Annotated in this window: 31 protein-coding genes and 1 riboswitch; of the genes, 14 read left to right on the top strand and 17 right to left on the bottom strand. The window is 67.8% G+C overall.

From position 1 onward, the window contains the following. Positions 1–228: 228 nt before the first annotated feature. The 3 genes from pntB to DPQ65_RS08780 all read right to left on the bottom strand — a co-directional run bounded on the left by pntB (position 229) and on the right by DPQ65_RS08780 (position 3,936). Complete coding sequence (pntB, locus tag DPQ65_RS08790; protein ID WP_114906942.1) at positions 229–1,632, bottom strand: Re/Si-specific NAD(P)(+) transhydrogenase subunit beta; 1,404 nt, start codon at positions 1,630–1,632, stop codon at positions 229–231. Continuing rightward, on the bottom strand, positions 1,629–3,179 hold the full coding sequence (locus DPQ65_RS08785) for a Re/Si-specific NAD(P)(+) transhydrogenase subunit alpha (protein ID WP_114906941.1): 1,551 nt from the start codon (positions 3,177–3,179) through the stop codon (positions 1,629–1,631). Before DPQ65_RS08785 ends, pntB begins: the two co-directional genes overlap by 4 nt. Before the next feature lie 103 nt (positions 3,180–3,282). Next, the gene (locus DPQ65_RS08780; protein WP_420330077.1) at positions 3,283–3,936 is read right to left on the bottom strand and encodes an HAD-IA family hydrolase; all 654 of its coding nucleotides are present in this window, start codon (positions 3,934–3,936) and stop codon (positions 3,283–3,285) included. Between the two features lie 178 nt (positions 3,937–4,114). Here DPQ65_RS08780 and DPQ65_RS08775 point away from each other — a divergent pair, with 178 nt between their 5' ends. The 3 genes from DPQ65_RS08775 to DPQ65_RS08765 all read left to right on the top strand — a co-directional run bounded on the left by DPQ65_RS08775 (position 4,115) and on the right by DPQ65_RS08765 (position 9,446). Next, on the top strand, positions 4,115–5,413 hold the full coding sequence (locus tag DPQ65_RS08775; RefSeq protein ID WP_114906939.1) for an Nramp family divalent metal transporter: 1,299 nt from the start codon (positions 4,115–4,117) through the stop codon (positions 5,411–5,413). Between the two features lie 39 nt (positions 5,414–5,452). Beyond that, positions 5,453–5,678: riboswitch (cobalamin riboswitch) on the top strand. Positions 5,679–5,869: 191 nt separating this feature from the next. Continuing rightward, positions 5,870–8,380, top strand: coding sequence for a ribonucleoside-diphosphate reductase subunit alpha (locus tag DPQ65_RS08770; protein ID WP_114907019.1), 2,511 nt, complete (start codon positions 5,870–5,872; stop codon positions 8,378–8,380). Positions 8,381–8,438: 58 nt separating this feature from the next. Beyond that, positions 8,439–9,446 carry a ribonucleotide-diphosphate reductase subunit beta gene (locus DPQ65_RS08765; RefSeq protein ID WP_114906938.1) on the top strand — a complete coding sequence of 336 codons (1,008 nt, stop codon included), beginning with the start codon at positions 8,439–8,441 and terminating at the stop codon, positions 9,444–9,446. Between the two features lie 30 nt (positions 9,447–9,476). Here the strand turns inward: DPQ65_RS08765 and DPQ65_RS08760 are convergent, their stop codons facing one another. The 3 genes from DPQ65_RS08760 to DPQ65_RS15660 form a co-directional block, all read right to left on the bottom strand. Then, the gene (locus tag DPQ65_RS08760; protein WP_114906937.1) at positions 9,477–10,097 is read right to left on the bottom strand and encodes a UdgX family uracil-DNA binding protein; all 621 of its coding nucleotides are present in this window, start codon (positions 10,095–10,097) and stop codon (positions 9,477–9,479) included. A 7-nt stretch (positions 10,098–10,104) separates the two neighbouring features. Next, positions 10,105–10,305 (bottom strand): hypothetical protein, encoded by a 201-nt coding sequence (locus DPQ65_RS08755; RefSeq protein ID WP_114906936.1) that lies wholly within the window; start codon positions 10,303–10,305, stop codon positions 10,105–10,107. Positions 10,306–10,383: 78 nt separating this feature from the next. Continuing rightward, positions 10,384–10,542: a hypothetical protein gene (locus tag DPQ65_RS15660; protein ID WP_162802126.1), complete on the bottom strand. Its 159-nt coding sequence runs from the start codon at positions 10,540–10,542 to the stop codon at positions 10,384–10,386. A 151-nt stretch (positions 10,543–10,693) separates the two neighbouring features. Here DPQ65_RS15660 and arsC point away from each other — a divergent pair, with 151 nt between their 5' ends. Continuing rightward, positions 10,694–11,050, top strand: coding sequence for an arsenate reductase (glutaredoxin) (gene arsC / locus DPQ65_RS08750; protein WP_114906935.1), 357 nt, complete (start codon positions 10,694–10,696; stop codon positions 11,048–11,050). Between the two features lie 66 nt (positions 11,051–11,116). Here the strand turns inward: arsC and DPQ65_RS08745 are convergent, their stop codons facing one another. The 3 genes from DPQ65_RS08745 to DPQ65_RS08735 form a co-directional block, all read right to left on the bottom strand. After that, positions 11,117–11,818, bottom strand: a complete 702-nt coding sequence (locus tag DPQ65_RS08745; protein ID WP_202863055.1) for an ATP-grasp domain-containing protein — start codon at positions 11,816–11,818, stop codon at positions 11,117–11,119. 77 nt (positions 11,819–11,895) lie between these two features. Next, on the bottom strand, positions 11,896–12,840 hold the full coding sequence (locus DPQ65_RS08740; protein WP_114906934.1) for a ketopantoate reductase family protein: 945 nt from the start codon (positions 12,838–12,840) through the stop codon (positions 11,896–11,898). 80 nt (positions 12,841–12,920) lie between these two features. Further along, positions 12,921–13,070: a hypothetical protein gene (locus DPQ65_RS08735; RefSeq protein WP_238146749.1), complete on the bottom strand. Its 150-nt coding sequence runs from the start codon at positions 13,068–13,070 to the stop codon at positions 12,921–12,923. A gap of 433 nt (positions 13,071–13,503) precedes the next feature. On the opposite strand from DPQ65_RS08735, the gene DPQ65_RS08730 reads away from it, so the two are divergent. Further along, positions 13,504–14,667 carry a tyrosine-type recombinase/integrase gene (locus DPQ65_RS08730; RefSeq protein WP_114906933.1) on the top strand — a complete coding sequence of 388 codons (1,164 nt, stop codon included), beginning with the start codon at positions 13,504–13,506 and terminating at the stop codon, positions 14,665–14,667. Continuing rightward, positions 14,664–15,161, top strand: coding sequence for a hypothetical protein (locus DPQ65_RS08725; protein ID WP_202863054.1), 498 nt, complete (start codon positions 14,664–14,666; stop codon positions 15,159–15,161). Before DPQ65_RS08730 ends, DPQ65_RS08725 begins: the two co-directional genes overlap by 4 nt. 7 nt (positions 15,162–15,168) lie before the next feature. Here the strand turns inward: DPQ65_RS08725 and DPQ65_RS08720 are convergent, their stop codons facing one another. Continuing rightward, positions 15,169–15,582 (bottom strand): helix-turn-helix domain-containing transcriptional regulator, encoded by a 414-nt coding sequence (locus tag DPQ65_RS08720; RefSeq protein ID WP_114906932.1) that lies wholly within the window; start codon positions 15,580–15,582, stop codon positions 15,169–15,171. A 428-nt stretch (positions 15,583–16,010) separates the two neighbouring features. Between DPQ65_RS08720 and DPQ65_RS15655 the strand changes: the two genes are divergently transcribed. From DPQ65_RS15655 to DPQ65_RS08700, 5 genes are all read left to right on the top strand, one after another. Continuing rightward, complete coding sequence (locus DPQ65_RS15655; RefSeq protein WP_162802125.1) at positions 16,011–16,181, top strand: hypothetical protein; 171 nt, start codon at positions 16,011–16,013, stop codon at positions 16,179–16,181. A gap of 51 nt (positions 16,182–16,232) precedes the next feature. Then, on the top strand, positions 16,233–16,781 hold the full coding sequence (locus DPQ65_RS08715) for a hypothetical protein (protein WP_162802124.1): 549 nt from the start codon (positions 16,233–16,235) through the stop codon (positions 16,779–16,781). 447 nt (positions 16,782–17,228) lie between these two features. Further along, positions 17,229–17,606 carry a TIR domain-containing protein gene (locus DPQ65_RS08710; protein WP_114906930.1) on the top strand — a complete coding sequence of 126 codons (378 nt, stop codon included), beginning with the start codon at positions 17,229–17,231 and terminating at the stop codon, positions 17,604–17,606. Positions 17,607–17,608: 2 nt separating this feature from the next. Next, positions 17,609–18,586: a caspase family protein gene (locus tag DPQ65_RS08705; RefSeq protein WP_114906929.1), complete on the top strand. Its 978-nt coding sequence runs from the start codon at positions 17,609–17,611 to the stop codon at positions 18,584–18,586. Then, the gene (locus tag DPQ65_RS08700; protein ID WP_114906928.1) at positions 18,583–19,053 is read left to right on the top strand and encodes a hypothetical protein; all 471 of its coding nucleotides are present in this window, start codon (positions 18,583–18,585) and stop codon (positions 19,051–19,053) included. The genes DPQ65_RS08705 and DPQ65_RS08700 overlap by 4 nt, the downstream gene beginning before the upstream one ends. A 313-nt stretch (positions 19,054–19,366) precedes the next feature. Here the strand turns inward: DPQ65_RS08700 and DPQ65_RS08690 are convergent, their stop codons facing one another. Further along, on the bottom strand, positions 19,367–19,630 hold the full coding sequence (locus DPQ65_RS08690; RefSeq protein ID WP_238146755.1) for a metal-sensitive transcriptional regulator: 264 nt from the start codon (positions 19,628–19,630) through the stop codon (positions 19,367–19,369). 26 nt (positions 19,631–19,656) lie between these two features. Next, on the bottom strand, positions 19,657–20,136 hold the full coding sequence (locus DPQ65_RS08685) for a DUF302 domain-containing protein (protein ID WP_337589681.1): 480 nt from the start codon (positions 20,134–20,136) through the stop codon (positions 19,657–19,659). Positions 20,137–20,321: 185 nt separating this feature from the next. Here DPQ65_RS08685 and DPQ65_RS08680 point away from each other — a divergent pair, with 185 nt between their 5' ends. From DPQ65_RS08680 to DPQ65_RS15865, 3 genes are read left to right on the top strand one after another with little or no spacing between them, the layout of a single operon-like run. Further along, positions 20,322–20,642, top strand: a complete 321-nt coding sequence (locus DPQ65_RS08680) for a rhodanese-like domain-containing protein (RefSeq protein WP_114907015.1) — start codon at positions 20,322–20,324, stop codon at positions 20,640–20,642. Between the two features lie 34 nt (positions 20,643–20,676). Further along, positions 20,677–22,080, top strand: a complete 1,404-nt coding sequence (locus DPQ65_RS08675) for an MBL fold metallo-hydrolase (protein ID WP_114906926.1) — start codon at positions 20,677–20,679, stop codon at positions 22,078–22,080. A 58-nt stretch (positions 22,081–22,138) separates the two neighbouring features. Continuing rightward, positions 22,139–22,315 (top strand): hypothetical protein, encoded by a 177-nt coding sequence (locus DPQ65_RS15865; protein WP_202863053.1) that lies wholly within the window; start codon positions 22,139–22,141, stop codon positions 22,313–22,315. A gap of 6 nt (positions 22,316–22,321) precedes the next feature. Here DPQ65_RS15865 and DPQ65_RS08670 read toward each other — a convergent pair whose 3' ends face one another. Genes DPQ65_RS08670 through DPQ65_RS16390 form a run of 5 tightly spaced genes read right to left on the bottom strand, consistent with a single transcriptional unit; the run spans position 22,322 to position 25,626 of the window. After that, positions 22,322–22,738, bottom strand: a complete 417-nt coding sequence (locus tag DPQ65_RS08670) for a DUF2892 domain-containing protein (protein ID WP_114906925.1) — start codon at positions 22,736–22,738, stop codon at positions 22,322–22,324. 38 nt (positions 22,739–22,776) lie between these two features. Then, positions 22,777–23,649, bottom strand: coding sequence for a cytochrome c oxidase assembly protein (locus tag DPQ65_RS08665; RefSeq protein ID WP_238146748.1), 873 nt, complete (start codon positions 23,647–23,649; stop codon positions 22,777–22,779). A gap of 16 nt (positions 23,650–23,665) precedes the next feature. Further along, positions 23,666–24,148, bottom strand: a complete 483-nt coding sequence (locus DPQ65_RS08660; RefSeq protein ID WP_114907013.1) for a DUF2243 domain-containing protein — start codon at positions 24,146–24,148, stop codon at positions 23,666–23,668. Positions 24,149–24,202: 54 nt separating this feature from the next. Then, positions 24,203–25,501, bottom strand: coding sequence for an FAD-dependent oxidoreductase (locus DPQ65_RS08655; protein ID WP_337589680.1), 1,299 nt, complete (start codon positions 25,499–25,501; stop codon positions 24,203–24,205). Beyond that, positions 25,468–25,626, bottom strand: a complete 159-nt coding sequence (locus DPQ65_RS16390) for a hypothetical protein (protein WP_337589679.1) — start codon at positions 25,624–25,626, stop codon at positions 25,468–25,470. The genes DPQ65_RS08655 and DPQ65_RS16390 overlap by 34 nt, the downstream gene beginning before the upstream one ends. Positions 25,627–25,788 lie beyond the last annotated feature (162 nt).

Below are 25,788 nucleotides of genomic sequence, written 5' to 3'. Positions count from 1 at the left end.
TGCCGTCGCGTCAGGAACAGCCGCGACGGTGGCATCGCGGCTGAGACCGTGACTCCAGGGACACTGTTGCCGCTGGTTTGTGCGCCCTGGCACTCATTCGGACGGCCAGTCACGTGCACCGACCCAGCGGTGATGGTGATGGTGGCGATGGTGCTGGCGGCGGTGCCAGCTGCCCGGCCGGCCGCTGGTTTGTGCGCCGCGGCACTCATTCAGGCGGCCGCCCGCGCACTAGAGGAGCCGGACGACGTCCTCGACGACGTCCTTGGCGTCACCGAACAGCATTCGCGTGTTGTCCCGGAAGAACAACGGGTTCTGCACTCCGGCATAGCCGCTGGCCATGGATCGCTTCAGGACCACGACCTCGCGGGCCTTCCACACCTCGAGCACCGGCATCCCGGCGATGGGCGAGCCCGGTTCGTCGACCGCGGCCGGGTTGACGGTGTCGTTGGCGCCGATGACCAGGACGACGTCAGCGTCGGGCAGTTGCTCGTTGGTCTCCTCCAAGCCCAGCACGAGGTCGTAGGGCACTCTGGCCTCGGCCAGCAAGACGTTCATGTGTCCGGGGAGCCGTCCGGCCACCGGGTGTATGCCGAAACGCACCTGAATGCCCTGCTTGCGCAGGCGGCTGGTCAGGTCGGCCACGGGCGCCTGGGCGCGGGCCACGGCCATGCCGTAGCCAGGCGTGATCACCACAGACTTCGCCCGCCGGAGCAGTTCGGCGACCTCGCCTGCGTTGCTCTCGCGGTGCTCGCCGTAGTCCTGGTCCGCCTCGAAGGTGGCCCCCTCGGTGCCGAAGCCGCCAGCGATCACCGAGATGAACGAGCGGTTCATCCCCTGGCACATCAGGTAGGACAGGATCGCACCGGCTGACCCGACGAGGGCTCCGGTGATGATCAACAGGTCATTGCCGAGCAGGAAGCCCGCAGCCGCCGCGGCCCAGCCGGAGTAGCTGTTGAGCATGGAGACCACGATCGGCATGTCGCCCCCGCCGATCGAGGCAACCAGGTGCCATCCGAAGGCCAGGGCGATGAGGGTCATCAGGAGCAGCGGCAGCAGGGCGTGACTCATCACGAACCAGACCATCAGCCCCGCGCTGGCTAGCAGCGCCATCAGGTTGAGCAGGTGCCGGTGCGGCAGCATGAGCGGGTTTGAGTTGATGCGCGCGCTGAGCTTGAGGGCGGCGACCACGGACCCGGTGAAGGTCACCGCGCCGATGAAGATCCCGAGGAAGACCTCCACCAGATGGATGGTCTCCGCAGACCCCGTCAACACACCGGTCAGGGGGTCGGGCGCCAGGTAGGCGTTGTAGCCGATCAGCACCGCGGCGATGCCGACGAAGCTGTGCAGCATGGCGATGAGCTGCGGCATGCCGGTCATCTGCACCACTCGGGCTCGCCACAGGCCGATGCTGGCACCGACGGCCAGGGCGGCGATGATCAGGGCCAGTGTGAGACCTGGCCTCTCAGCCCGCTCTGCGGCCAGCCAGATCGTCGCAGTGAGGGCGATCGCCATGCCGATGATGCCGAAGACGTTGCCACGACGGGCGGTCTCGTGGCGGGACAGGCCGGCCAGCGAGAGCACGAACAGGACGGCGGCAACGATGTAGGCCGCCTGCACAAGGTTGAGGCTCACGCCGACTCCTCCCGGCGGAACATCGCCAGCATCCGTCCGGTGACGGCGAAGCCGCCGAAGACGTTGATGCTGGCCACGACGGTCGCGGCCAGCGCGAGACTCCGGACCAGCAGGTCCTCGTTGCCGACCTGCAGGATGGCGCCGACCAGGATGATGCCGCTGATGGCGTTGGTCTCTGCCAACAGCGGTGTGTGCAGCGCGTGGGTCACGTGACTGATCACGTAGAAGCCGACGATCACGGCCAGGGCGAAGACGGTGAAGTGGCCGAGGAAGGAGGGCGGCGAGACGCTGGCCACCAGGGCGAACAGCACGGCGGCGAGTCCCATGGCGACATAACCGCGCCGCGGGTCGCGTGTGGCCCCGGTCTCCGGCTCAGCCGCGGGTGCAGGTGGCTCGGACGGCGCTGGCGGCGGTGTCGAGGACACGGACACCGGCGGTGGTGGCCACAGCACCTGGTGCTCGTGGGTGACGGTGAGGCCACGTTGCACCTCGTCGTCCAGGTCGAGCACGAGCTGCCCGTCCTGATTCGGTGTGAGCAGCGCGATCAGGTTGACGACATTGGTCCCGAACAGCTGCGAGGCCTGCGTGGGAAGCCTGGCCGGCAGGTCCGTGTAGCCCACAATCTGGACACCGTTGTCGGAGGTGCGGACCGCACCGGGCTCGGTCAGCTCACAGTTGCCGCCGTTGCGCGCGGCCATGTCGACCAGCACGCTGCCGGGGCGCATCGCCGCGACCGTGTCGGCGGTCACCAGCTTCGGAGCAGGACGGCCAGGGATGAGGGCGGTGGTGATGACGATGTCAGCTGCGGCGCACTCCTGGGCGCAGACCTCCAGGGCTCGACGTTGCAGCTCCTCCCCCATCTCACGCGCATAACCATCGGTGCTCGTCGCGTTGGGGTCCAGTGCGATGGGGACGAACTCCGCCCCCATCGACTCGACCTGCTCGGCCGTCTCCGGCCGGATGTCGGTCGCTCGCACGACGGCGCCCAGGCTGCTCGCGGTGCCGATGGCCGCCAGACCCGCCACGCCGGTGCCGATGACGAAGACCTTCGCCGGCGGCACCGAGCCCGCGGCCGTGACCTGCCCGGTGAACACCGAGCCATAGGCGTTGGCTGCCTCGATCACCGCACGGTAGCCACCGAGGTTGGCCATCGAGGACAGGACGTCCAACGTCTGGGCCCGGGAGATGCGAGGCACCGCGTCCATGGCCAGCGCGGTGACGCCCCGCTCGGCCAGGGCCTCGAGCAGGTCGGGGTGCTGCCCCGGCCCGAGCTGCGCGGCGAGGTAGGCGCCAGGTCGCAGCTGGTCCAGCTGTTCCGGGTCGGGGGGATCAATGGCGACCACCAGGTCGGCGCCCCACACCTCCGGGGAAGGGCCGATGGTGGCCCCCGCCTCGGCATACAGCTCGTCGGGATAACTGGCCAACTCGCCGGCCCCGGACTCCACGGTCACTGTGTGCCCGAGAGCGATCAGGCGACCAACGGTCTGGGGTGTGGCAGCGACGCGCGTCTCACCAGGGGTCGCCTCACGGGGCACACCGATCTGCACGCGGGCTCCTTCGCCTCGGGACGGCGGGAGTCGGGCACCCCGCCGATCCGCACCCTACAAGGGCATGCCGTCTCAGCGGCGGCACAACGCCACGGAGACGCCGTCAGAGTCGCGAGACGCGCACGCCGTCATCGCTGAGCGCGAAGGAGAGCTGGGAGAGGTCCTCGACCACGAGGTCGGCGAGCGGTTCGAGCTCCGCCCGCGTGCTCGTGGAGAGCACAGCCACGGTCGCGGCACCGGCGGCCCGCCCGGACCGCAGGCCCGCCGGGGCGTCCTCGACGACCAGACACCGGGTCGGGTCGACACCGAGCTTCTCGGCCGCAATCAGGTAGGGCTCGGGGTCGGGCTTGCCGTGGTTGATGTCGTCGGCGGTGACCATCACCTGAGGAGCCATGAAGCCCGCGGCCTCGAGGCGAGCCGTGAGCAGCGCCCTGCTCGCCGAGGTCACGATGGCGCCCCGCCAGCCCACGGCCGCGACGGCCTCGGCGGCGCCGGGCAGGGGCACCACACCCTCGGTGTCCTCGAGCTCACGGCGGTCGATGTCGGCGGTCGCCGCGACCGGGTCAAGGTGTGGTGCCACGGAGGCGACGATCCCGCTGCTGGGCACTCCGTGGAAGCCGATCAGGGTCTCGGGAGGCACCCCGTGGTCGGCGGCCCAGGCCAACCAGGAGCGGACCACCGCCTCGCGGGAGTCGAGCAGGGTGCCGTCGTTGTCGAACAGGACGGCGTCGAACAGATCCGAGGTGATGTCGCGCACGAGCACCATGCTCCCAGGCATGCGGCGGGGCCGACCGCAGGGGCTCTCGGAGCCCAAGAGTCTCCCACGAGGTGCCCAATATCTGTCTGGGTCTCCGCGAGATGCTGGCCGCTTCTGCTCCTCCTGCGGCACACTGTTTCGGCGTGCCGACCTCTTCGGATGGCACGGGAAGGACGAGATGAGCACCGACGACTTCGGACGCAAGGCGGGCCACAGCGAACGGGTGGATGACGATCAGGGCGCGGTGCCCCGCTGGAAGATCGTCGGACCGGGACTGGTAGTCGCCGCCACCGGTGTGGGCGCCGCTGACATGGTGGCGACGTTGGCTGCCGGCTCCCGCTACGGCTACGGGTTGCTCTGGGCCGTCATCCTGGGCGTCATCCTCAAGATCATCCTGGTGGAGGGCGCGGGCCGTTACACCCTCGCCACCGGCTACACGATCTTTGAGGGCTGGCGCACCCTGGGCCGTTGGACCACGTGGTACTTCGGGCCGTACATCATCATCTGGGGCTTTGTCTACGGAGCCTCGGCCATGAGCTCCACCGCGCTGCCCCTTGCCGCCCTCTTCCCCGGTGTCCCGCTGACGATCTGGGCCATCCTCATGGGCCTGGCGGGCTTCGTGATGGTCTGGTTCAACCGCTACGCCGTCTTCGAGAAGATCACCGCCTCTCTGGTTGGCATCATGTTCGTGACCATCGTGGCGCTCGCCGTCATCGCGGTGCCCAACGTCCCCGACATGCTCAAGGGTCTGGTCCCGATGATCCCCGAGGGCGGCCTGCTCTACACACTGGCGCTCGCCGGCGGTGTCGGTGGCACGATCACCCTGGCGGCCTACGGCTACTGGCTGCGGGAGAAGGGGTGGTACACGCCCAAGTGGATGCGGGTCATGCGCATCGACAACACCATGGCCTACGTCCTCACCGGCGTCTTTGTGATCTCGATGCTCGTGGTGGGTGCCGAGGTGGTCCAGGCTGCGGGGGTTTCCCTGAGCGCAGGCGACACGGGCCTGCTCGATCTGCGTGGCGTGCTCAACGACCGCTACGGCGACGTGATCGGAACCATGTTCCTGGTCGGCTTCTGGGCCGCAGCCTTCTCCTCGATCATCGGTGTGTGGAACGGTGTCTCGCTGATGTTCGCCGACTTCTGGGGCAACATGCGGGGCGTCAACTCCGACCACGCCGACACCCGGGTCGGCGGCAAGTACTTCAAGTTCTACCTGGTGTGGCTCACCTTCCCGCCCATGATCCTGCTGTTCCTCGACCGTCCCATCGGTCTGGTCCTGGCCTACGGCGTGCTGGGCTCGCTCTTCATGCCGTTCCTGGCACTCACCCTGCTCGGTCTGCTCAATGGCCGGCGCATCCCGAAGGAGTGGGCGAACCGGCTGCACACCAACATCGCCCTCGGGATCACTGCGGTGCTCTTCCTCGTCCTCGGCGTCAACCAACTCTGGAGTGCCCTGCAGGACGTCCTGGGCTGAACACAACATCTAGGGGTTACATGGATGTAGTTCCTGGTATATGGTGCTGACAGCAGCTGGTTCGACCACCTCCCCTGGTGGTGGTCGTCGCAAGAGGGAACCCGGTGAGAGTCCGGGACTGCCCCGCAGCGGTGAACGGGAACGACCTTCGCCATGACGCACTGGACCAACCCAGGTCCGGGAAGCGGCGAACAGTAGGCAGCCCGGGACGTCCGTCCCGGACCGGCCCGTGAGTCCGAAGACCTGCCAGTGCACTGCCGTCCAGACGACGGTGGTGGTCCGCGACCGCGTGGGACGGTCCAGGATCGGGCGGCATCTCCCGTGTGGGGGCCGGTCCGAACTTCCCCAAAAAAGGGGATAGGGCGGTCCGAATCTCCCCAAAAATGGGGTGCCACCGACCTCCTCGTCCTCGTGCTCGTGGGTCTGCTCTCCCACCAGTTCACGAGGGGTGAACCGATGAGCATCACGGTCCTTAAGCGCGACGGCACGCGCACGGCATACGACGGTTACGAGGTCGCCCGGTCCATTCAGGCCGCGGCCCGCGGTCTGGACGACGCGATCACCCGCACGACCCAGCTCCAGTCGGAGCTGGAGATCACCCTCTTTGACGGCATCACCAGTGAGGAGCTGGACCAGGCCGTCATCCAGGTGGCGCTGCAGAACGTCAAGGACGACCCGTCCTATGACGTGATCGCCGCCCGGCTGCTCGTCAAGTCGCTCTACAAGCAGGTCTTCGGCGAGACGCACGACCTGTTCGGCGACAACGACCCGGCGACCATCGCTACGCTGCACCGCGACCGCTTCCCCGCCGTCGTCGAGGCGGGTGTCCGGTCCGGGCAGCTGGACCACCGCCTCACCGAACTCTTCGACCTGGAGCAGCTCGCCGCTGCCCTGGATCCGGCGCGCGATGACCTGCTGCGCTTCATCGGGGCACAGACGATGCGGGTGCGCTACCTGCTCGACGGCCCCGACGGTGCGCCCCTGGAGGTCCCGCAGTTCTTCTGGATGCGGGTCGCCATGGGGCTGAGTCTCACCGAGGACGACCCGACCGGCGCCGCGATCAGCTTCTACGACAAGATGTCCCGCCTGGAGTACCTCGCCGCCGGGTCCACCCTGGTCAACGCCGGCACGGCGTACTCGCAACTCTCCAACTGTTTCGTGATGCAGCTGGAGGACGACATCGAGCACATCGCCAAGAGTGTGCGCGATGTGATGTGGGTGACCAAGGGCACCGGCGGCATCGGTATGTCGGTGTCCAAGCTGCGCAGCGAGGGCAGCCCGATCCGGTCGAACAACACCGCCTCCACCGGACCGATCCCGTTCATGCACACCATCGACTCCACCCTGCGCGCGGTCAGCCGGGGCGGCAAGAAGTTCGGTGCCCTGTGCTTCTACATGGAGAACTGGCACCTGGACTTCGCCCAGTTCCTGGACCTACGGCAGAACTCCGGCGACCCCTACCGCCGCACCCGCACCGCCAACACGGCGGTCTGGATCTCCGATGAGTTCATGAAGCGCGTGGAACGGGACGACGAGTGGTATCTCTTCGACCCCCTCGAGACCCCTGATCTGGTCGAGCTCACCGGTGCGGACTTCTCCCAGCGGTATGCCGAGTACGTCACCCAGGCGCAGGCCGGCCACCTCCGGCACAAGCGGCTACGCGCCCGCGAGCAGTTCAGGGCGATCCTCATCTCCCTGCAAGCCAGCTCCCATCCCTGGTTGACCTGGAAGGACACCATCAACACCCGGGCGCTCAACCACAACACCGGCACGATCCACCTGTCCAACCTGTGCACCGAGATCTGCCTGCCGCAGGACCGCGACAACGTCTCGGTCTGCAACCTCGCCTCCGTCAACCTGTCGCGGCACATCACCGGGCGCCACGCCCAGGCCCGGCTTGACTGGGACCGGCTCGCCGAGTCCACCCGGCTGGCCGTCCGGCAGCTGGACAACCTGATCGACATCACGATCAGCTCGGTGCCTGAGTCTGAGCACTCCAACGAGCTGAACCGGGCCCTCGGTCTGGGCGTGATGGGTTTCACCGACATCGTCGAACGGTTCGGCTGGTCGTATGAGTCCGAGCAGGCCTACGACCTGATGGATCAGGTGATGGAGTTCGTCAGCTGGCACGCCATCGACGCCTCGGCCGACCTGGCTCGCGAGCGCGGGGCCTACCCCAACTTCGCGGGCAGCCGCTGGAGCCAGGGCCTGGTGCCGATCGACTCCCTTGATCTGCTCGAGGCCGACCGCGGCACTCCCGTGGAGGTCGACCGAACCAGCCGCCTGGATTGGGACGCCCTGCGCGAAAAGGTCGCTGGCGGCATCCGCAACTCCACTTTGTTGGCCATCGCCCCCACCGCGTCGATCGGCCTGGTCGCCGGCACCACGCCGGGGCTGGACCCGCAGTTCAGCCAGATCTTCAGCCGCTCCACCAGCAGCGGCAAGTTCCTTGAGGTCAATCGCAACCTGGTGCAGGACCTGCGGGACGCTGGACTCTGGGAGCAGGTCCGCGAGGAGCTGCTGCGCCACCAGGGTGACCTGTCCAAGGTCGAGGGCGTGCCGGCGCAGTTGCAGGAGATCTACCGCACCTCCTTCCAGCTCTCCCCCTATGCCTTCCTCAAGGTAGCCGCCCGCGCGCAGAAGTGGATCGACCAGGCGATCAGCCGCAACATCTACCTGGCCAGCCGCGATGTCGGCGAGATGATGGAGCTGTATGCCGCGGCGTGGCGAATGGGTGTGAAGACCACCTACTACCTGCACATGATGCCGCGCCACCAGGCCGAGCAGGCCACGGTCCGGGTCAACAAGGCGCAGGCGGCCCCCGGCACCGGTGGCGGATCCCGCCGTGGTTTCGGGGTTCGCAGCGAGCCCGCCCCGACACCCCCGGCAGCGACGCTTGCGCTCGTCGAGGACCCGCAGTGCCCGATCGACCCGCAGGAACGGTTGCAGTGCGACTCCTGCCAGTGACGACCCGAGCCGCACCGGACCACCGACCTGACACGCTGGATACCCACGAAGGACTGACATGAACACCAACACCGACACCAACACCACCCGTGGCATCCTCGGCACGGGCATCCGGGAGGGCCTGCTCCTGAAGCCGGTCACCTATCCCTGGGCCATGGAGCTGTATGACCAGGCGGTGGCCAACACCTGGTTCCCCAACGAGGTCCAGCTCGGCGAGGACCTGGGTGACTTCGAGAGGATGACGGACCAGGAGCGGCACGCGCTCACCTTCCTGATGAGCTACTTCAACCCCAATGAACTGCTGGTGAACAAGGCCCTGGCCTTCGGCGTCTACCCTTACGTCAACGCTGCCGAGTGCCACCTCTACCTGGCCAAGCAGATGTGGGAGGAGGCGAACCACTGCATGGCCTTCGAGTACGTCCTGGAGACGTTCCCGGTGGACCGCGAGCAGGCGTATGAGTCCCATGTGAACGTGCCGTCGATGGCCGCCAAGGAGGAGTTCGAGGTCCGCTACATCCGGCGGATGACCGAGCAGACCCTGGACATCCATACGGTTGAGGGCAAGCAGGACTTCGTCCGCAACCTGGTGGCCTACAACGTGATCCTGGAGGGCATCTGGTTCTATTCCGGCTTCATGGTGGCGCTGAGCTTTCGGCAGCGGAACCTGCTGCGCAACTTCGGCTCCCTCATCGACTGGATCGTGCGCGACGAGAGCCTGCACCTGAAGTTCGGCATCAACCTGATTCTGACGGTGCTGGAGGAGAACCCAGAGATCGCCACCGACGACTTCGCCGAGGAGATCCAGCAGATGATCCTGGACGGCGTGGAGATGGAGGAGACCTACAACCGAGACCTGCTCCCCGGCGGGATCCTGGGGCTGAACGCCGACTACATCAATCAGTACGTCAAGTATCTGGCCGACCGGCGCCTGGAGGAACTGGGCTTCGAGCCGCACTACCGGGTGGCCAACCCAGCCAAGTGGATGGCGGCCGCCAACGACACTCTCGAACTGGTGAACTTCTTCGAGTCCACCAACACGTCCTACGAGGTCAATGCCGCACACTGAGGACAGCGACCTCGCCTCGGCGTTCCCGACTCAGACGGAGGCCGCGACCCGTAGGTCAGCGACCAGCTCCTCGATCGCCTCGTCATAGCCCCCACGGGAGCGCAGGCGCAGCACCGCGGAGGGGTGCGTCGTGATGACCGCGCTGCGACCCTCGGGGCCCTCGAGGACCTCGCCACGCTCGGCTCCGATGCGCACCCGTCGCCCGAGGACGGACCGACCGGCTGACGCGCCGAGGCAGACGGCGACGTCGGGGTCCACGATCGACAGCTCGGCCTCCAGCCACGGATGGCAGGCCACCAGGTGACGCAGCTCAGGGGCCTCGTGGATCCGGCGCTTCCCCCGCCGCTGGAACCGGAAGTGCTTGACCGCGTTGGTCAGGTAGGTCTCTTCCGTGGCGAGCCCGGCGGCCGCCATGGCATCCTTGAGCACCCGTCCGGCCGGACCGACAAAGGGCGTGCCCTGTCGGTCCTCCTGATCCCCGGGTTGCTCCCCCACCAGCATCACCCGCGCGTCCCGTGAGCCGTGCGACAGCACGGCCCGACTGGCGTCCTCCCACAGCTCGCACCCGCGACAGCCCTGGACCGCGCTCTTCAGTCGGGGCACGGTCGGGTGGCTGGGGACCCAGGGACGGGCATCCGCAGCATCCGTCATCGCGGGCTCACAGAAGGGTGATCGCCAGGATGACCAGCGCGGCCGCCAGCAGCGCGAAGAGCACCGGCCCGAGAAGGGCTCCGGTGCGCGCGGCCGGGTGGTGGGAGGGGGCGGACTCCCGCTGGTCATCGTTCTGCCGGTCATGGCCTGTCCGGTCACGGCCCGACGGGAGGCGGTCGTCCTGTGGAGGAGAACCGTTGGTCGTCATCACTCCACGGTAGGACCGTGAGCGACGGTCCACCTGCCAGGACCGCACCCTTGCAGGCGGGGCCTGCGGAAAGCCCGCTCAGCGGGCGCGGGCTGCCATCTCCAACAGCTCGTTGCGCACGTTCTGCGGGCGACGGGAGATCTCGGTGTGCAACTGGCGAGCCTCGCGACGCTCGCGCCAGCTGGGGCGGACGGAAGCGGTGACGGGTGAGCGACGGGACAGGGTGATGCGGAGCATCTGCGGTTCCTTGAGCAGGGCGGGTATGTCGGAGGCGCCGGCACCGGCGCCAGACGCTCTTGGGAGAACGGCCGCCCCACACCGGAGATTCCCAGGCGCTCCATGGTGAGGCCGGGATCACAACGGGCGCCGTGCCGTGTAGCGTCCTGCCATGGCTGAGGTGACCCTGCTGCATAACCCCCGGTGCTCCACGTCCCGCTCCGCACTCGAGCTCGTCGAGGCCGCGGGCCTCGAGACCGAGGTGGTGCGCTATCTGAGCTCGCCACTGACGGCGAAGGAGCTCCGTGCCCTGATCAGCACGTTGGAGGACCCTGTCACGGACCTGGTGCGCCGGGACGCGACCTTTGCCTCCCTGGGCCTGAGGGACGACGACGTCGCCACGCCCGATCAGGTGGTCGCAGTGCTGGTTGAGCACCCGAAACTGATGCAGCGCCCCGTCCTGGTCAAGGGCGACCGGGCGATCATCGGTCGACCGAAGGAGCGCGTCCCGGCGTTCCTGGCCGAGTGAGACCGATGGTCGGCCCGAGGCACGGCCGCCGGCCTCAGGCACTGCTGGCCCCAGCGCCAGCCGACGTCAGGGCCGGTCTGCCAGGTGCACCAGGAGGTGCTCCGCGACCAGCCGAGGACCGTCAGCAACCCCCCGATAGCTGGGAAAGTCATTGACGTCGACGATCATCGGCCCCTGCTCGGAGACCAGCACGTCCACGCCCAGGAAGTCCAGACCCAATCGGGCCCGGGCCTGCCTGGCGAGCGCGACGAGGACGGGGTCAGGAGTGAAGGCCGCCCCGGAGGTGGTGTGACCCACCGCCAGGGGGGAGGGCTTGAGCAGGCCTCGCACCGTGTCGCCCACCAGATAGAGCTTGTGGTCCACCTCACCGGCCACGACGTAGTCCTGCACCAGGAAGGGAGGCTGCAGACCACGATCGGTCCGCAGCTCCTCAGCGGTGCCGACCACGATGGCGGCGCCTCTCCCTGGACCACTCGCTGACTTCACGACACAGCGCCGCTGCCCCGTTGCGGCAGCCACCTCTCGCCACGTCTGCACGACGGTGGTGGACGGGACCGGCAACCCCTCCAGGGAGCGGAGCGTGGTGGCCCGGTCCACCAGACCCAGCACCCCGGCATACGGGTTGAGCACGGCCTTGCCCGCGTGGTCGAGGTCGGCAACGAGCAGCATGGCACAGGGGTCCAGCCCCCGGTGCACGACCAGATCCGCCGAGCTGACCACTGGGTGGTCGACCCTGTCCTCGTGCGGAAGGTGCACGGAGGTCTGCACGCCGCTCGAGGACCTCGGGGAAGATCGTCGATGGCTTGGGTGGCTTGCCCAGCAGGAAGGCAACGTGCGGCACAGCCTCAGGCTCCGTGGCCGTGGTTGCTGTAGGTGCGTTCCCGCGCTCGGACGAGGTTGGACACCGTGTCGTTCACGGGCGTCGGGACGCCGTGCGTGCGACCCTCGGTGACTACCGCACCATTGATCGCGTCCACTTCGCCTGGTCGGTGGGCCAGAGCATCCAGCAGCATCGAGGGCCGGGCATCGGGGATCCTGGACCCGAGCGCACGGATGTGCTCGACCGGGTCGCCGACGTCCAGGGTGATCCCCTTGGCCTGCGCCACGGCGACGGCCTCCTCAGCACAGCCCTGCGCCACTGACCACGCGGCTTCCTGCTGCATGATCTCGCCGATGGTCAGGCCAGTCAGGCAGGATGTCCCAGAGAAGGTCACGTTCATGATGAACTTCTCCCACACCATCTGATCGACGTTCTCAAACATCTGCACGCGGAACCCGGCGGACTGCCAGACCGCGGAGCCGCGCGCGAGGTCCGCAGCGGGCAGCTCGGCATACGAGGCAAACCTGATCATCTCCATGCCGTTGTGGTGCACGGTCCCGGGCTCCGGACACGAGGCCCCGAACCCGCCGACCACCCCGACCGCCAGCCTCTCCCTGCCCAGGGTCGCGGCGATCCGCTCGGGCGAGCCCAACCCGTTCTGAATGCCCTGGACCACCGTGCGTGGACCAACCAGGTGCCTGGCAGAGTCCGCTGCCGCCTCCACGTCCCCCGCCTTGGTGGCGATGATGACAAGGTCGGCCACCGGAAGCCCCTGGGTGTCGGTGGCCACCGAGGCCAGCTGCACGGTCCGGTCACCGCTGAACCCGTGCACCCGAAGACCGCCGCGCCGGATCGCTGCCACGTGCTCGGGCCAGTGGCACACTCCGTGCACCTCGTGGCCGGCGTCCTGCATGAGCGCCGCGTAGACCGACCCCATCGCGCCCATCCCGACGATGATGACTCTCGCCATGACTGCTGCCTCCCTGCTCCGGTGCACGACTGGACTGGGCGACAGTCAAGCAGGTGGGGGGCACCGGGCGCAGTGGCCGCCTACTTCACGGAACCTGCCAGGACGCCCTGTTCGAAGTAGCGCTGGAAGGAGAAGAACACCACCAAGGGCACCGCGAGGGACAGGAAGGCGCCTGTGGCCAGGACGTCGATATTGGAGCCGAACTGACGGGCCTGGGACTGCAGGGCCACGGTCAGGGGCAGCCGAGGAGTCGGCGAACACGAGGGCGATCAGCATGTCGTTCCGCACCCAGAGGAACTGGAAGTTCCGAGCCGGTGGGAGGTCTTGGGCCAGGTGCTCGTGAAGGGACTCGAACCCTCCAAGCTCGACCTTCTGATCACGCGGCCAGCCCGAGCGGGCGCTGTGCCATTCCCCCGTAGTCCCCCCACGCGAAACCCCCTCGACCATTTTGCTGGTCAGAGGGGGTTTCTGTGCGTGGGCGATACTGGGTTTGAACTTTTGAGAGAGGGGGCTACCACAGACCCCTCTCTGCCGTCCACTTTGGTGATAAACTCGCAGGTCAGAGGGCATATCAGCGCGGGACACAAGTGGACGGGTCTGGACAGGTTTTGACGCCGTTGTTCCTCGTATATTCCTCGAAAGGCGATACTGGGAGGACACAAGTTGACTCGCACCGACCATCGCTCCCGACGTGGGTTCGGGCGTGTAGAACGGCTCAAGTCCGGGCGCTACCGGGCTGCCTACACCGGCCCCGACGGTCGTCTCTACCGGGCGCCGATGACGTTCGACGCCAAGGACGACGCCATCGCCTGGCTGTCCGCGCGCCGAGCCGAGATCGGGATGGAGGTGTGGGCGCCACAGGCCGCTGCCCACGGGGCACGGCGACGGGAGTTCCCGACGTTCCGCGCGTACGCCGAACTCTGGCTGGAGACCCGCCGGACGCGTGGCCGCGAGCTACGCCCCACGACCGGTCAGCAATATCGGATGCTGCTGGACCGGTTCATCTACCCGACCTTCGGCGAGGAGCGCATCGACCGGATCACACACGAGGACGTCAACGCCTGGTACGACCAGGTGGCTCCGGGCCGGGACACCGTCAGGGCACAGGCGTACAGCCTGCTGCGCACGATCCTGGCCGGGGCCGCCTCCGTGCGGCCCACTCCCCTCATCCCGTACAACCCGGCTCACATCCGTGGCGCCGGAAACGCCAGGCGTGCCCACCACGTAGAGTCGGCGACGCTGTCGGAGCTCGAGACGATCGTCACGGAGCTGCCCGACCGCTACCGGCTGATGGCGCTGCTCGCCGCCTGGTGTGCGCTGCGCTTCGGCGAGCTGGCCGAGCTACGCCGCGGTGACATGGACCTGCGGACCGGGCGGGTCAAGATCCGTCGTGCCGTCGTGCGGGTCGGCGGTGAGTTCATCATCGGTCCACCCAAGAGCGATGCGGGCGTGCGCGACGTCGCGATCCCGCCACATCTGCTCGCCACGGTCAAGGCGCACCTGTCCCAGCACACCGCGTCCGGCAAGGACGCGCTGCTCTTCTCCGCCGCGGCCGACAGCGACCGGCACATGGCGCCGTCGACGCTCTACAAGGTCTACTACCCAGCGAGGAAGGCCGCCGGCCGGCCGGACCTGCGCTGGCACGACCTGCGCCATACCGGCGCCGTCCTCGCGGCCCAGACCGGCGCAACCCTTGCCGAGCTCATGGGCCGGCTCGGCCACTCCACCCCCGGCGCGGCGATGCGCTACCAGCACGCCGCCGCCGACCGCGACGCCGAGATCGCGCGTCGGCTGTCGGAGCTGCACGACAGGACGGCTCTCGGATGAGTTCTGACCGGCGTGGTCGCCGCAAGGCGTCCACGCCGGAGTCGAAGGCACCTGCGGTGCGCACTGCCCCGTCGTCGGACGATGCGCATGCGATCGTCTTCTTCCAGCGTCACAAGGACGACGACCCGGACCGGCGTGCTCCCGGCCGCGATGCGCTCAACTCCTACCCGGCCGGCGTGCGCGCCAAGATGCGCGCCGCCCTGGTGGCCGTCGCAGCCGCTCCACCGAAGCGGTTCGCCGGCGGCGGTTACTGGGAGGCGATGAAGGGTGACATGAGCGGCTGGTTCGAGGTGCGGATGGACGGGCCGAGACGTCACCACTACCGGCTCTTCTGCCTCCTCGACTACGAGGCCAAGGGCGAGGACAAACCGCTCCTGGTCGTCGTCGACGGGCGAGACAAGCCGTTCCGGACGACGTTGTCGGATGCCGACTACACCGCGGTCCGCAGGCTGGGCGTGGAATACCGCAAGCGAAACCCGCGGTCCGTGATCTGACGGGCCGTCAGGCCGGCAGCCTCGTCCTGGGCCGACGCAACTGTTCCAGGTGCTCGGCAAGCTTCATAGGGTCAGCTGCCCGACCTTCGAGCAAGGGCTGAGTGATCTGACCGCGCTCGGCCTCGGGAATGGGCTCGACGGTGATGCGCAACCCGAGGGCTGCCGCCACCTCGGCCAGCGTGCCCAGGGTCGGATTGGAGCTCTCGGAGGACAGCAGGCGACGGATGGTCGCTGGTTCCTTCTGGATGGCCCGCGCCAGCTCGGCCTTGGACAGCCCCGCAGCCTCGCGCGCATCGTCAATTGCGTTGACGACCGAGTCGATGGTGGAGATCCGCATCGACTCGACGACGTACTCGCGGAGGAACTCTGGGTCCTGGAGGTCGCGGCTCAGGTCCTCCCAGAACGCGGTGTGCTTGCTCATACCCTTCACCTTCCTGATCACCCAGCGAGCGTAACATAAATGCTACGTACGGGGCTGTTCGAAGAGGGCCTATTGCCGCCGACCTCTGGCCCTGAGCAGCCGTCGTGGGGCCTCGACGTCGCCCTGCACCACCTCTGCGTCACCAACTTTTCCAGGGGCGTGCCCGACTTTCTTGGGGGCGTGGCTCTGACCTGCGGCGATACGCGACCTGGGCGGTTGGGTGGGAATGTTCGCCCACAACCCAGGGGGGACGCTCCCGGGAGCGCTGGGGGCGGGCTGTGACCTGCGTAAACGTCGGCCACTGGAACGACGGAGGCTGGTCAGCCGGGTTGCGGGGACGCCGTTGGGGGCGGTCGGGGGGGACGGATCCGGGAGCGTCCTCACGTCATCGTCTGGGCCACATCGACCCGGTGTGGAAGGAGACGACGATGAGCGTAGCGACCTGTCTTGGGGTGGACACCCACGAACGACCCCCGCTGCGGTGGGCGCGGGATCACTGGGAGGACTGGGGCCGGATCGAACCAGCCCTCTCGGTCGTCGCGGATCTGCTCGACCTGCCGCCCTGGCTGAGTCAGGCCTCACCGGAAGCACGGGATTAGGTGCTGGCGGCTCTCGCGCGGACGGCCGCAGACGATGCGAAGGCAGTCTCCGTGATCACCTGGCTCCTGGTCCCGGGAGCGGTGAACCTGGCTCGGCAGCTCGCCGACCTCTCCCCCGACATCGACGCTCTCGTCGCGGGACAGCTGTGGCTGACGGTTCGGTCCTACAGTGGCGACCCGCACCGGAGCGTCGCAGCCACGCTGCTGGCCCGGACCCGGCGCGAAGTGATGGCCGACCTAGGTGTCGGTGACGCAGCATTGCGTCGTGACCGCGTCTGGGCAACGGCGGTCCCGATTGGGTCGGTGCCGGAGGTGCCCGACCTCGATGCCGGGCCGGACCCCGAGCGCGAGCTGACTGAGCTTCTCGAGGACGCTGCCGCGACGGGCGCTCTGACCCGCGAGGACCGAACCCTGCTCTTGGACGTGGCCCGGGAGGCCGCGCGGCTCAACGTACCCGCACGACGGGGCCGGGGTGGCCTGATGACCCCGTCTGTGGCCGAGCTGGTCGCCGAGGACTTCGAAGCGTCGGCGCGGACGGTCCGTCGCCGTGCAGCCAAGGCCGTCACCAACCTCGCAGCGTTCCGTCGGTCGACTCTGTGACCGGGCTCGACGTGCGAGTCACACGCGAGAGAGTGCTTCACTTCGCCCAGAATGGGCTACCGGGACTTGGGCCTACCGAGACTTGGAAGTTCACTCACGCGCGCGAGGGTCGTGACGTCGCTGTACTGCCGAATACAGGGCGTGGGGAGGGGGCCTTGCGGACGCCCCCACACGGTGCCTGCCGATCACGGTCGAGGCAAGCATTGGGCCGAACGGGCCTGTCCGGCCTGAGCGAACTATCGCCGGACCAACTCCGATTGGCCCCGCGCGAACCCGTGCTAGGAGGGAACGACCGCACCCGGACGGCCACCCTCGGCCAACCAGGAGCCGTCGGGCCGAGGACGTTCAGTAGGTGGGCTCGAGAGATCAGTTATCAACAGATCGAAGGGTCTGTCGGCGGCGGATGCTATACAAGGGTCATCATCCACGTACAGGAGGGGACACACCATGGCTGACAAGATCGTCTTCATCGCCTTCGCAAAGGAGGACGAGAGGATCCGTGATCTCTTCGTCGGGCAGCGGAAATTGGGATCGACGCCCTACGACTGGACCGACATGAGCGTCAAGAACCCTTACGACAAGGAGTGGAAGGAGCGTGTTCGAACGCGCATTCGTCGATCCGATGGCGTGATCGCGTTGATAAGCAGCAGCACACCGCAGGCCGCTGGCCAGTTGTGGGAGATCAAGTGCGCGGGCGAGGAAGGTAAGCCACTGCTAGGGATCTGGATCGAGGAGGACTACAGGACGAAGCCCACGGAGATGGGGTCAGCCCCTTGCAAAAACTGGACCTGGGCCAACGTTGGCGACTTCATCGACGGGCTCTAATAGTGCTGCGCCGGGCCCTTGTCGTCGGTATTGACAACTACCCCACCGCCGGGAATCTTGGTGGGTGCGTAAACGATGCCAATGCCCTCTCACCTCTCCTTGCGCGCAACGAGGACGACTCGCCGAACTTTGACGTGAAAACTCTTACAGCACCCGCTGATGGCGGCTTCGTGTGCCGAGGCGATTTTGTAGAGGCGCTCAACACGCTGTTCGGCCCGGGCGTAGACATGTCGCTCTTGTACTTCGCCGGTCATGGATCCCCCATCGGAGACAAGGGGGACGTAACCCTGGTCACATCTGATGCGACGAAGGGAACGCCTGGTGTTCGCTTCGGTGAGGTCTTGGATCTCATCAACGGCTGTGATCACGAAGTGGCGGTCATACTGGACTGCTGCTTCAGTGGTGGCGCAGGCAGCGTCCCTGCCGCAATGAGCTCCGCCGCTGTACTGCGTAAAGGCGTTTCTCTTCTTACGGCGAGTCGGGCAGACCAAACCTCAGCCGAGACACTTGACGGTCGTGGTCAGTTCTCCGCCTACTTAGAGGGGGCCCTGGACGGAGGCGCAGCCGATGTGTTGGGTCACGTCACTGTCGCGAGCCTTTATGCGTATCTCTCGGAGGCCTTTGGCGCGTGGGACCAGCGTCCTATGTTTAAAGCCAACGTGGACCGCCTTCAGGACATCCGGCGGTGCGATCCGTCCGTGCCATTGGCGGCCTTACGGCGGCTCCCGGAATGGTTCCCGGAACCGGACGACATTTTCCCGCTTGACCCCAGCTACGAGCCCGATAAGAGCCAAAGTGGCCTACCTCCACATCCAGAGAACGAAGCGGTCTTTGGACAGTTGCAGCGGTGCGCGTCGTCGAAGCTGATCGAGCCCGTAGGTGCCGAGCACATGTATTTCGCCGCGATGCAAAATCAGGGATGTCGGCTGACTCCGCTGGGTCGGCATTATCGTCACCTGGCCGAGGGGAGTCGTTTTTGATCGCTTACGGTATTTCTGGGCATCAAAAGGCGCCGGATGAGGCTTGGTCACTTCTCTCCGTGCGCCTCGGCGAACTCCTTAGAAGCCCACCCTTCGTCGGCATCTCCAGCCTAGCCGCTGGGGCAGATCAGCGATTTGCTCAGGCGGTACTCGACTACGGTGGCGAACTACACGTGGTTCTGCCGAGCTTCAACTATGCCTCCTCCATGGAGACTGAGCAGGACCGAAGCGGCTACCAGAAATTCCTCGCTGCAGCGACGAAGGTGGAGCAACTAAACTACCCGCAGCCGAGCGAGGATGCCTACTTGGCTGCAGGACGCCGCGTGGTCGACCTGTCTGACGTGCTTATCGCGGTCTGGGACGGCTTGCCGGCGCGCGGAAAGGGTGGGACAGCCGATGTTGTCGCCTACGCGCATCGAGCTGGCAGGCGGGTCGAGGTGGTGTGGCCAGCAGGCCTGAAGCGCTAATGCACGGCCTACCCAACCCCACGGCGCCGGGGTGCCGGCCGCGTAGTTCGCGGCCGCCTTGGTCAGTCCGAAGGCAGCCACGTAGGTGAAGATGAAGGTGTAGCCGGTGAGGTCGAACTCTTCCTCTGCGAGCAGGGGCAGCACTGTCTGCTGCTGACCGACCATCCCCCGACCAGAGCGTTGACCGCCACCAGGATCGCGAACTGTGCTGCATTTGCGCCCAGCCCCAGGCGCACCGGGTGGCGGGAGCGCGTCCCGTCAGTCTTCATCGCGGCCTTATTCGGCTCGTCGACTCCTGCACCCACCCCGGGCCTCAGGCGAGCGTAAGGAAGAGCTTCTCCATGGCTGCCTGGTCCTCGGGCTGGATGCCCTCGGGCGAGGTGAGGCATTCCTTCAGGCCGGAGGAGACAATGGCAAACCCGGCCCGGTCCAGGGCGCGGTTGACGGCCGCCAGCTGGGTGACGACGTCCTTGCAGTCGCGTCCCTCCTCGATGAGGCGGATGACGCCTCCGATCTGGCCCTGGGCGCGGCGGAGGCGGTTGATGACCGGTGCCATGTCGGCGCTGTTGAGGGTGATCACGTGGGTGGTCCTTTCTCTTGGGCTCAGGTGGCGGAGAGGGAGCCGAGCGCGATGTTCAGGCGTTCGCGGGCGTCGGCGGCGACCTCGGCGAGATCGTCGTTGCGAGTCATGGTGACCATGACGTCGGGGTCCATGGCCTCCACGACGGTGGTGGTGTCGCCGACGGAGCGCACGACGACGTTGCAGGGCAGCAGCAGGCCGATCGAAGGTTCGGCCTGGATCGCTGCGTGCGCAAGCACCGGCCGGCAGGCCCCAAGGATCACCTGGTCGGGGATCTTGGCGCCGATCTTGCTCTTCAGCGTCGCGGCGAGGTCGATCTCGGTCAGGATCCCGAAGCCCTGGTCCGTCAGTGCGGTTCTGGTGGCGTCCAGGACGTCGGCGAACGGGCGGCCGATGGTGGTGCTCAATGCGTAGCTCATGACGTGCTCCTCCGGATGCGGCGTAGCGGGTGAGTCGAGAAGGTAGGACGCGTCGGCGTGAACGTCGAGCTCACGCCCTGCCACACGAACAGCATACCTCCCGGGGTATCAACCGACGATGGGACAGAGTCATTCCTCGGAGTACGGATCGACCGGACGCATGTCAAAAGCCGGACCACCGTGGCGGGAATACCCCTGGGGGTATGATCGTTGACTACGTCGGTCCCATGATCCGGGGCCGCATCCCGACGCGTAGGAGCCTGTCGACCATGTCCGAGGTAACCCTCGACCAGTTCATCACCGCGCACTCCACCGGTGTCAACGTCATCGACGTGCGCGAGCCGGCGGAGTACGTCGGCGGACATGTCCCCGGTGCCGTGTCCATCTCCATGGGTCGGTTGCCTTCCCGCACCAGCGAGCTCGACCGCTCCAGCCCGGTGTACGTCATCTGCGCCAGCGGGGGTCGCTCCGGCGCGATGGCCGACTACCTGGCCCGGGCAGGGTTCGACGCCCGGTCCGTGGCGGGAGGAACCTCTGCATGGATCGCCGCCGGCCGACCTGTCGTGGCTGGAACGCTGGCGACGGACTGAACCGACTATCCGCAGGACCCGGAAAGGAACACAGATGAGCACCAACAGCGCAGCGCCCGTCATCGAGGTGATCGAGACGCCCACCCTGGGCGACCGGTCCTATCTCGTCCACGACGGTGAGGTCGCGATCGTCATCGACCCCCAGCGCGACATCGATCGGGTCCTGGACCTGGCCGAGCGCGCCGACGTCCGCGTCACCGACGTGTTCGAGACCCACATCCACAACGACTACGTGACCGGCGGCCTCGCCCTCGCACAGGCGGTGGGTGCCCGCTACTACGTCAACGCCGAGGACGAGGTGTCCTTCGACCATGAACCGATCCGCGACGGCGACGCCGTCGAGGTATCGCCCACGATGCGGCTGCGTGCGATCGCCACCCCGGGCCACACCTTCACTCACCTGTCCTACGCCCTGGAGTCGGCAGCGGCACCGGGTGCGGAGTTCGAGGCGGTTGGGGTCTTCACCGGCGGGTCCCTGCTCTTCGGCGCCACCGGCCGACCGGATCTGCTCGGTGAGGACTACACCCACGAGTTGGTGCGCCACCAGTTCGCCTCGGCTCATCGGCTGGCCGATGAGCTGCCCGACCACACCCAAGTCCTGCCCACGCACGGCTTCGGCTCGTTCTGCTCCGCCGGGTCCACCAGCGGTGATGCCACCGCGTCCACAATAGGCGCCGAGAAGCGGCAGAACCCGGCCCTGACGCAGGACGAGCAGCAGTGGGTCGACGACATCCTCGCCGGGCTGGACTCCTACCCCGCCTACTACGTGCACATGAGCCCGGCCAACGCCGCCGGGCCGGACGCTCCCGACCTGACGCCTCCCCGGGCCGCGGACAAGGACACCATCGCCGCCCGGATCCGCGACGGTGTGTGGGTCGTGGACCTGCGGACCCGCACCGCGTTCGCGGCCGGACACGTCACCGGCAGCCTCAACTTCGGCCTCGACGGCCAGTTCGCGACCTACCTCGGCTGGCTCATCCCCTGGGACACCCCCCTCACCTTGCTGGGCGACTCCCCCGAGCAGGTCGCAGAGGCCCAGCGAGAACTGATCCGCATCGGTGTCGACCAGCTCCAGGGAGCGGCCACCGGCGAACCGCACCAGTGGACCGACGATGCGCTGGGCAGCTTCGACACCGCACAGTTCGATGATCTGGCCCAGGTGCGCCACCACCGGCCGCTGCACGTCCTGGACGTGCGACGGGCGTCGGAGTATGCCGAGGCGCACATCGATGGCACCCTCAACATCCCCCTGCACGAGCTGCTGCAGCGCCTAGAGGAGGTCCCGGCCGGCGAGGTCTGGGTGCACTGCGCCAGCGGCTACCGCGCCTCGATCGCCGCCTCGGTCCTCGCCGCCAACGGCACCCACGTGGTCGCGATCGACGACAGCTTCGACGACAGCGCCGCCTCCTCCGGGTTGCCGATCGTCCCGGCCACCTGAGCACACTTCCCCGACCGTCCACTCAGCACCCGCACGACCACATACCGAGGAGATTCACATGCGCCGTCCCGCCACCTGCAAGACCTGCGGAAAGACCACCTGGGCCGGCTGCGGCCAGCACGTCGACCAGGTCATGGCTTCCGTCCCGACCGCGCAACGTTGCCCCGGCCACGTGGGCCCCCAGGAAGCCTCGACCGGAGGGTCCTTCCTCAGCCGTCTCTTCAGCCGCGGCTGAGAGACGTCAGGCCGGCGGGACGTCCGTGGGCGCTTTGAGATCACCGCGCAGCAGCCGGACCGCGGTGCGCTCCGCGTCGATCTCGCGCTGGGTCCGGAAGCCCAGCCGGCGCAGGACCGGCAGCGGCGGGCACCACCCCTGCAGCCCGTGCTGCAGCAGGAAGCCCGCCACCACGGCCGGCGCCGCGAACCCCCAGCTGCGGGTCCTCACCCCGGCCACGACCGACGATGCGAGGATGAGGGTCGACGCGTTGACCTCCAGTGCCCGCTCGACGTCCCACTCACGCCGCAGCTCCTCCAGTCGCCTGGTCAGGACCTCTCGTGAGGCACCGCGCAGGGATGCCACCCGGCGCTGGGCCTCGGCGTCGATCTCGGCCTGCACCTCGTCGTCGGTGTGCTTGCGCACCCGGTCACCATTCACCATGGGTCTCTCCTTCTGATCGCGAGGTCGACGACACGACGTTAGCCGCTGGCCGCCTTGCTCACCTGTCCGGACGGCGGGTATGACGCGCGCCGCCGGCGAGGATCGGTCGAGGTGTACCAGCCCGCGAGCAGCAGCACGATGATGATGACGTCCACCACGTCGCCTCCGTAGTACATGAGCTGCGCGCCGACCCGGCCGTCGGCTAGGTCCACACCAGCCGGGGGGTGCGCGTAGAGCCACTTGGCCAGGACGGAGTGCGCGGCGATGAACACGATGAGGACGCCGGCGCGCACCGCGACCGGCGAGCGGTGCGGATCGGGATCTCTCCCGACCAACGACGCGGTGAGCACGTAACCGGCCAGGAAGATGTGCGCGTGCACCACCCCATGCAGGAGCGCCGACGTGTGCATGAGTCGGTAGAGATCGGTGGTGTACAGCAACCACATACCCCCGGCGTTCAGGGTTGCCGCCAGGACAGGGTGGGTGACGGCGCGCACGACCTGACCGCGAAGCACCCGCGTCAGGGAACGCGCACGCCCAACAGGTAGTGCTCTCAGCGTCAGGGCCACGGGGGCGCCCAGGACCAGCAGCAGCGGTGCGACCATGCCAACCAGCAGATGGACGGCCATGTGCGCGGTGAAGCCAGAGCGAGCCTCCGCGGCGAGCGGCCCAAGCAGCCCCGCGGCCGCGAGGACCAGACCCAGGTACCACGCTACGGCACGTCGGGCCGACCACGGGCTGCGGTGAGAGGCACGCCACATGCCCGCGGCGTAGGCCACCGCTGCTGCGCCAAGAGCCACGGCCGCCAGCACGTCGAACAGGACCCACGCGAGGGCGTCGGCACCGGTGCCGGCCTCGGCGAGGCGGTGACCGGTGCCGTGGTCGTGGTCGTGGTCGTGGTCGTGGCCCACCCTGGACGACCCGCCGTCAGCGACGGGTCACGCGCGGGCGGGTGCGCCGCAGCATCATCAGCCCTACGAGGAGGAGCAGCACCGCCGACCCGATCCACGTCACGTCGTAGGGCAGCAGGTCGACCCCATATCGGATCTGGTGGATCCGCAGCACCTTGTGGTCCAGCACCCCGTCCAGCAGCTGGAAGAGACCGATGCCGGCGACTACGGCCGCGGCCCACCGCCTCCAGTCGACGTCGGTGCGGCGGCGGACGTCGGCCAGCAGGAACAGGCCCCAGACCGTGACGAACCAGCCGATCGCATGGAAGAAGCCGTCGGCGGTCAGCGCGACCCGCGTGGTGGACAGGTCGTAGAAATGGTGCCACTGCAGCGCGAGGTGGAAGATGAACAGGTCGATAATCGAGGCGGCGATGCCGCACCCGAACAACACTCCTGAGACCACCGTCCGCCGGTCATGCGCATCCGCCGGGTCCCTCTCGGTCTGAGCGCCTGCGCGCACGTGCGGATCGGACACGACATACCTCCCGTCGACGGTGACCGGAAGATCGTAGTCTCAGGCAGCCTCACGCGCTCGCCGGCGCCCCTCCTCGAGCTGGCTGCCCGCAAGCCAGGTGCGGTAGCCGCCGTCGAGGTTGGCCACGTCGTAGCCGTGCGCCCGGAGCTGGATCACCGCGGTATGGGCACGCTGCCCGACCGCGCAGTGCACTACCAACGAGCCGTTGGGAAGGTCAGAGAGCCGCTGCCGCAGGGAGTCGAGCTCGATGTTGACCGCACCGGGGATGTGACCGGCGGTGTGCTCGGCGGGGGTGCGCACGTCGATGATGGTGGCGCCTTGCGCTTGCCGGTCGGCGACCTCATGCCACTGGACCGTCTGCTCCACTCCACCGACCCGGTTCTCGGCGATGTAGCCGAGCATGTTGACCGGGTCCTTGGCCGAGCCGAACGACGGCGCGTAGGCCAGCTCGAGATCGGCGAGCTGGGGTGCGCTCAGGCCGCCGCGGATCGTCGTGGCGAGGACATCGATTCGCTTGTCGACGCCCTCGCCACCCACGCCTAGGGCGCCGAGGATGGCGCCGTTGGCCTCGACGACGAGCTTCAGCGCCATCGACTCGGCCCCGGGGTAGTAACCGGCGTGGGAGGAGGGTGGGTGTGGATCACCTCCACCTCCAGTCCTGCGGCACGCGCCCTGCGTTCGTTCCAGCCGGTCACGCGAAGGTGAGGTCGAAGACTTTGACGACGGCAGCGCCCAGCGACGCGGTCGCCCGGACGGCGCGGCCCGCGATGGCATCCGCGGCCCGGCGCCCCGCACGGTGGCGACGTTGGCCAACGGCACGAGGGTGGCCGACCCGTCGACGGCGTCCCGCTTCTGGGCGGCGTCGCCGACGGCGTAGCTGGCCGGGTCGCTGGTGCGCTGCTGGTCGTCGACGACGATGCCTCCCCGTTCGTCGATCTCGAGCCCGGCCGCACGGGCCAGCCCGCTGTCGGGGCGCACCCCGATTGCGAGCACCACCACGTCTGCCGGGAGTCTGCGCCCCTCCGCCAGGAGGACCGCGTCGTCGGTGACCTCGACAGGTTCCGCGCTCAGCTCGAGGTCGATGCCCTGTCGCCGGAGCTCGGCATGGACGGGCGCGACCATCTCCGCGTCTAGCGGCGTCAGCACCTGCGGCGCCCGCTCGACGAGAGTGACCTGCAGGCCGCGCCGGTGCAGGTCCTCCGCCGTCTCCAGCCCAACGAAGCCTCCGCCGACCACGACTACGGACCGAGCCCCGGCGTCGAGACGGCCGACGAGGGCGTCAACATCCTCGACGGTGCGCAGGGTCAGTGCCCGGTGCACGCCCGGCGCCGGCGGCACGACGGGCGAAGCCCAGTGCTGAGGATCAGGTCGTCATAGGTTTCGTCGTACTCGGTCCCGGTGTCGAGGTCGCGCACCCGGACCCGCTTGGCGGTGCGGTCAACGGCGAGGACCTCGGTGCGCACCCGCACGTCCAGCCCGAACCGTACCCCGAGGGACTGCGGTGTGAAGCCGGTGGGCGCCAGAATGAGCGGGAGTCTGCAGCAGCAGCGACCCACGCTCAGCGATCACCCCTCCGGCGTAGTAGGGCAGACCACAGTTGGCGTAGGACACGTGACCACTCTTCT

The sequence above is a fragment of the Ornithinimicrobium murale genome, from assembly GCF_003352835.1.
Classification (GTDB): Bacteria; Actinomycetota; Actinomycetes; order Actinomycetales; family Dermatophilaceae; genus Ornithinicoccus; species Ornithinicoccus muralis.
The sequence above is the reverse complement of the archived record's forward strand: the minus strand, read 5'-3'. Positions and strand labels throughout refer to the sequence as shown.

Coding starts and splice junctions, on each gene's coding strand:
- DPQ65_RS08680 (WP_114907015.1), top strand. CDS start 20,322: ATGTCCGAGGTAACCCTCGACCAGTTCATCACCGCGCACTCCACCGGT.
- DPQ65_RS08770 (WP_114907019.1), top strand. CDS start 5,870: ATGAGCATCACGGTCCTTAAGCGCGACGGCACGCGCACGGCATACGAC.
- DPQ65_RS08740 (WP_114906934.1), bottom strand. CDS start 12,840: ATGGCGAGAGTCATCATCGTCGGGATGGGCGCGATGGGGTCGGTCTAC.
- DPQ65_RS08765 (WP_114906938.1), top strand. CDS start 8,439: ATGAACACCAACACCGACACCAACACCACCCGTGGCATCCTCGGCACG.
- arsC (WP_114906935.1), top strand. CDS start 10,694: ATGGCTGAGGTGACCCTGCTGCATAACCCCCGGTGCTCCACGTCCCGC.
- DPQ65_RS08775 (WP_114906939.1), top strand. CDS start 4,115: ATGAGCACCGACGACTTCGGACGCAAGGCGGGCCACAGCGAACGGGTG.
- DPQ65_RS08755 (WP_114906936.1), bottom strand. CDS start 10,305: ATGACGACCAACGGTTCTCCTCCACAGGACGACCGCCTCCCGTCGGGC.
- DPQ65_RS08725 (WP_202863054.1), top strand. CDS start 14,664: ATGAGTTCTGACCGGCGTGGTCGCCGCAAGGCGTCCACGCCGGAGTCG.
- DPQ65_RS08670 (WP_114906925.1), bottom strand. CDS start 22,738: ATGGTGAATGGTGACCGGGTGCGCAAGCACACCGACGACGAGGTGCAG.
- DPQ65_RS08710 (WP_114906930.1), top strand. CDS start 17,229: ATGGCTGACAAGATCGTCTTCATCGCCTTCGCAAAGGAGGACGAGAGG.
- DPQ65_RS08760 (WP_114906937.1), bottom strand. CDS start 10,097: ATGACGGATGCTGCGGATGCCCGTCCCTGGGTCCCCAGCCACCCGACC.
- DPQ65_RS15660 (WP_162802126.1), bottom strand. CDS start 10,542: ATGCTCCGCATCACCCTGTCCCGTCGCTCACCCGTCACCGCTTCCGTC.
- DPQ65_RS08720 (WP_114906932.1), bottom strand. CDS start 15,582: ATGAGCAAGCACACCGCGTTCTGGGAGGACCTGAGCCGCGACCTCCAG.
- DPQ65_RS15655 (WP_162802125.1), top strand. CDS start 16,011: ATGAGCGTAGCGACCTGTCTTGGGGTGGACACCCACGAACGACCCCCG.
- DPQ65_RS08675 (WP_114906926.1), top strand. CDS start 20,677: ATGAGCACCAACAGCGCAGCGCCCGTCATCGAGGTGATCGAGACGCCC.
- DPQ65_RS15865 (WP_202863053.1), top strand. CDS start 22,139: ATGCGCCGTCCCGCCACCTGCAAGACCTGCGGAAAGACCACCTGGGCC.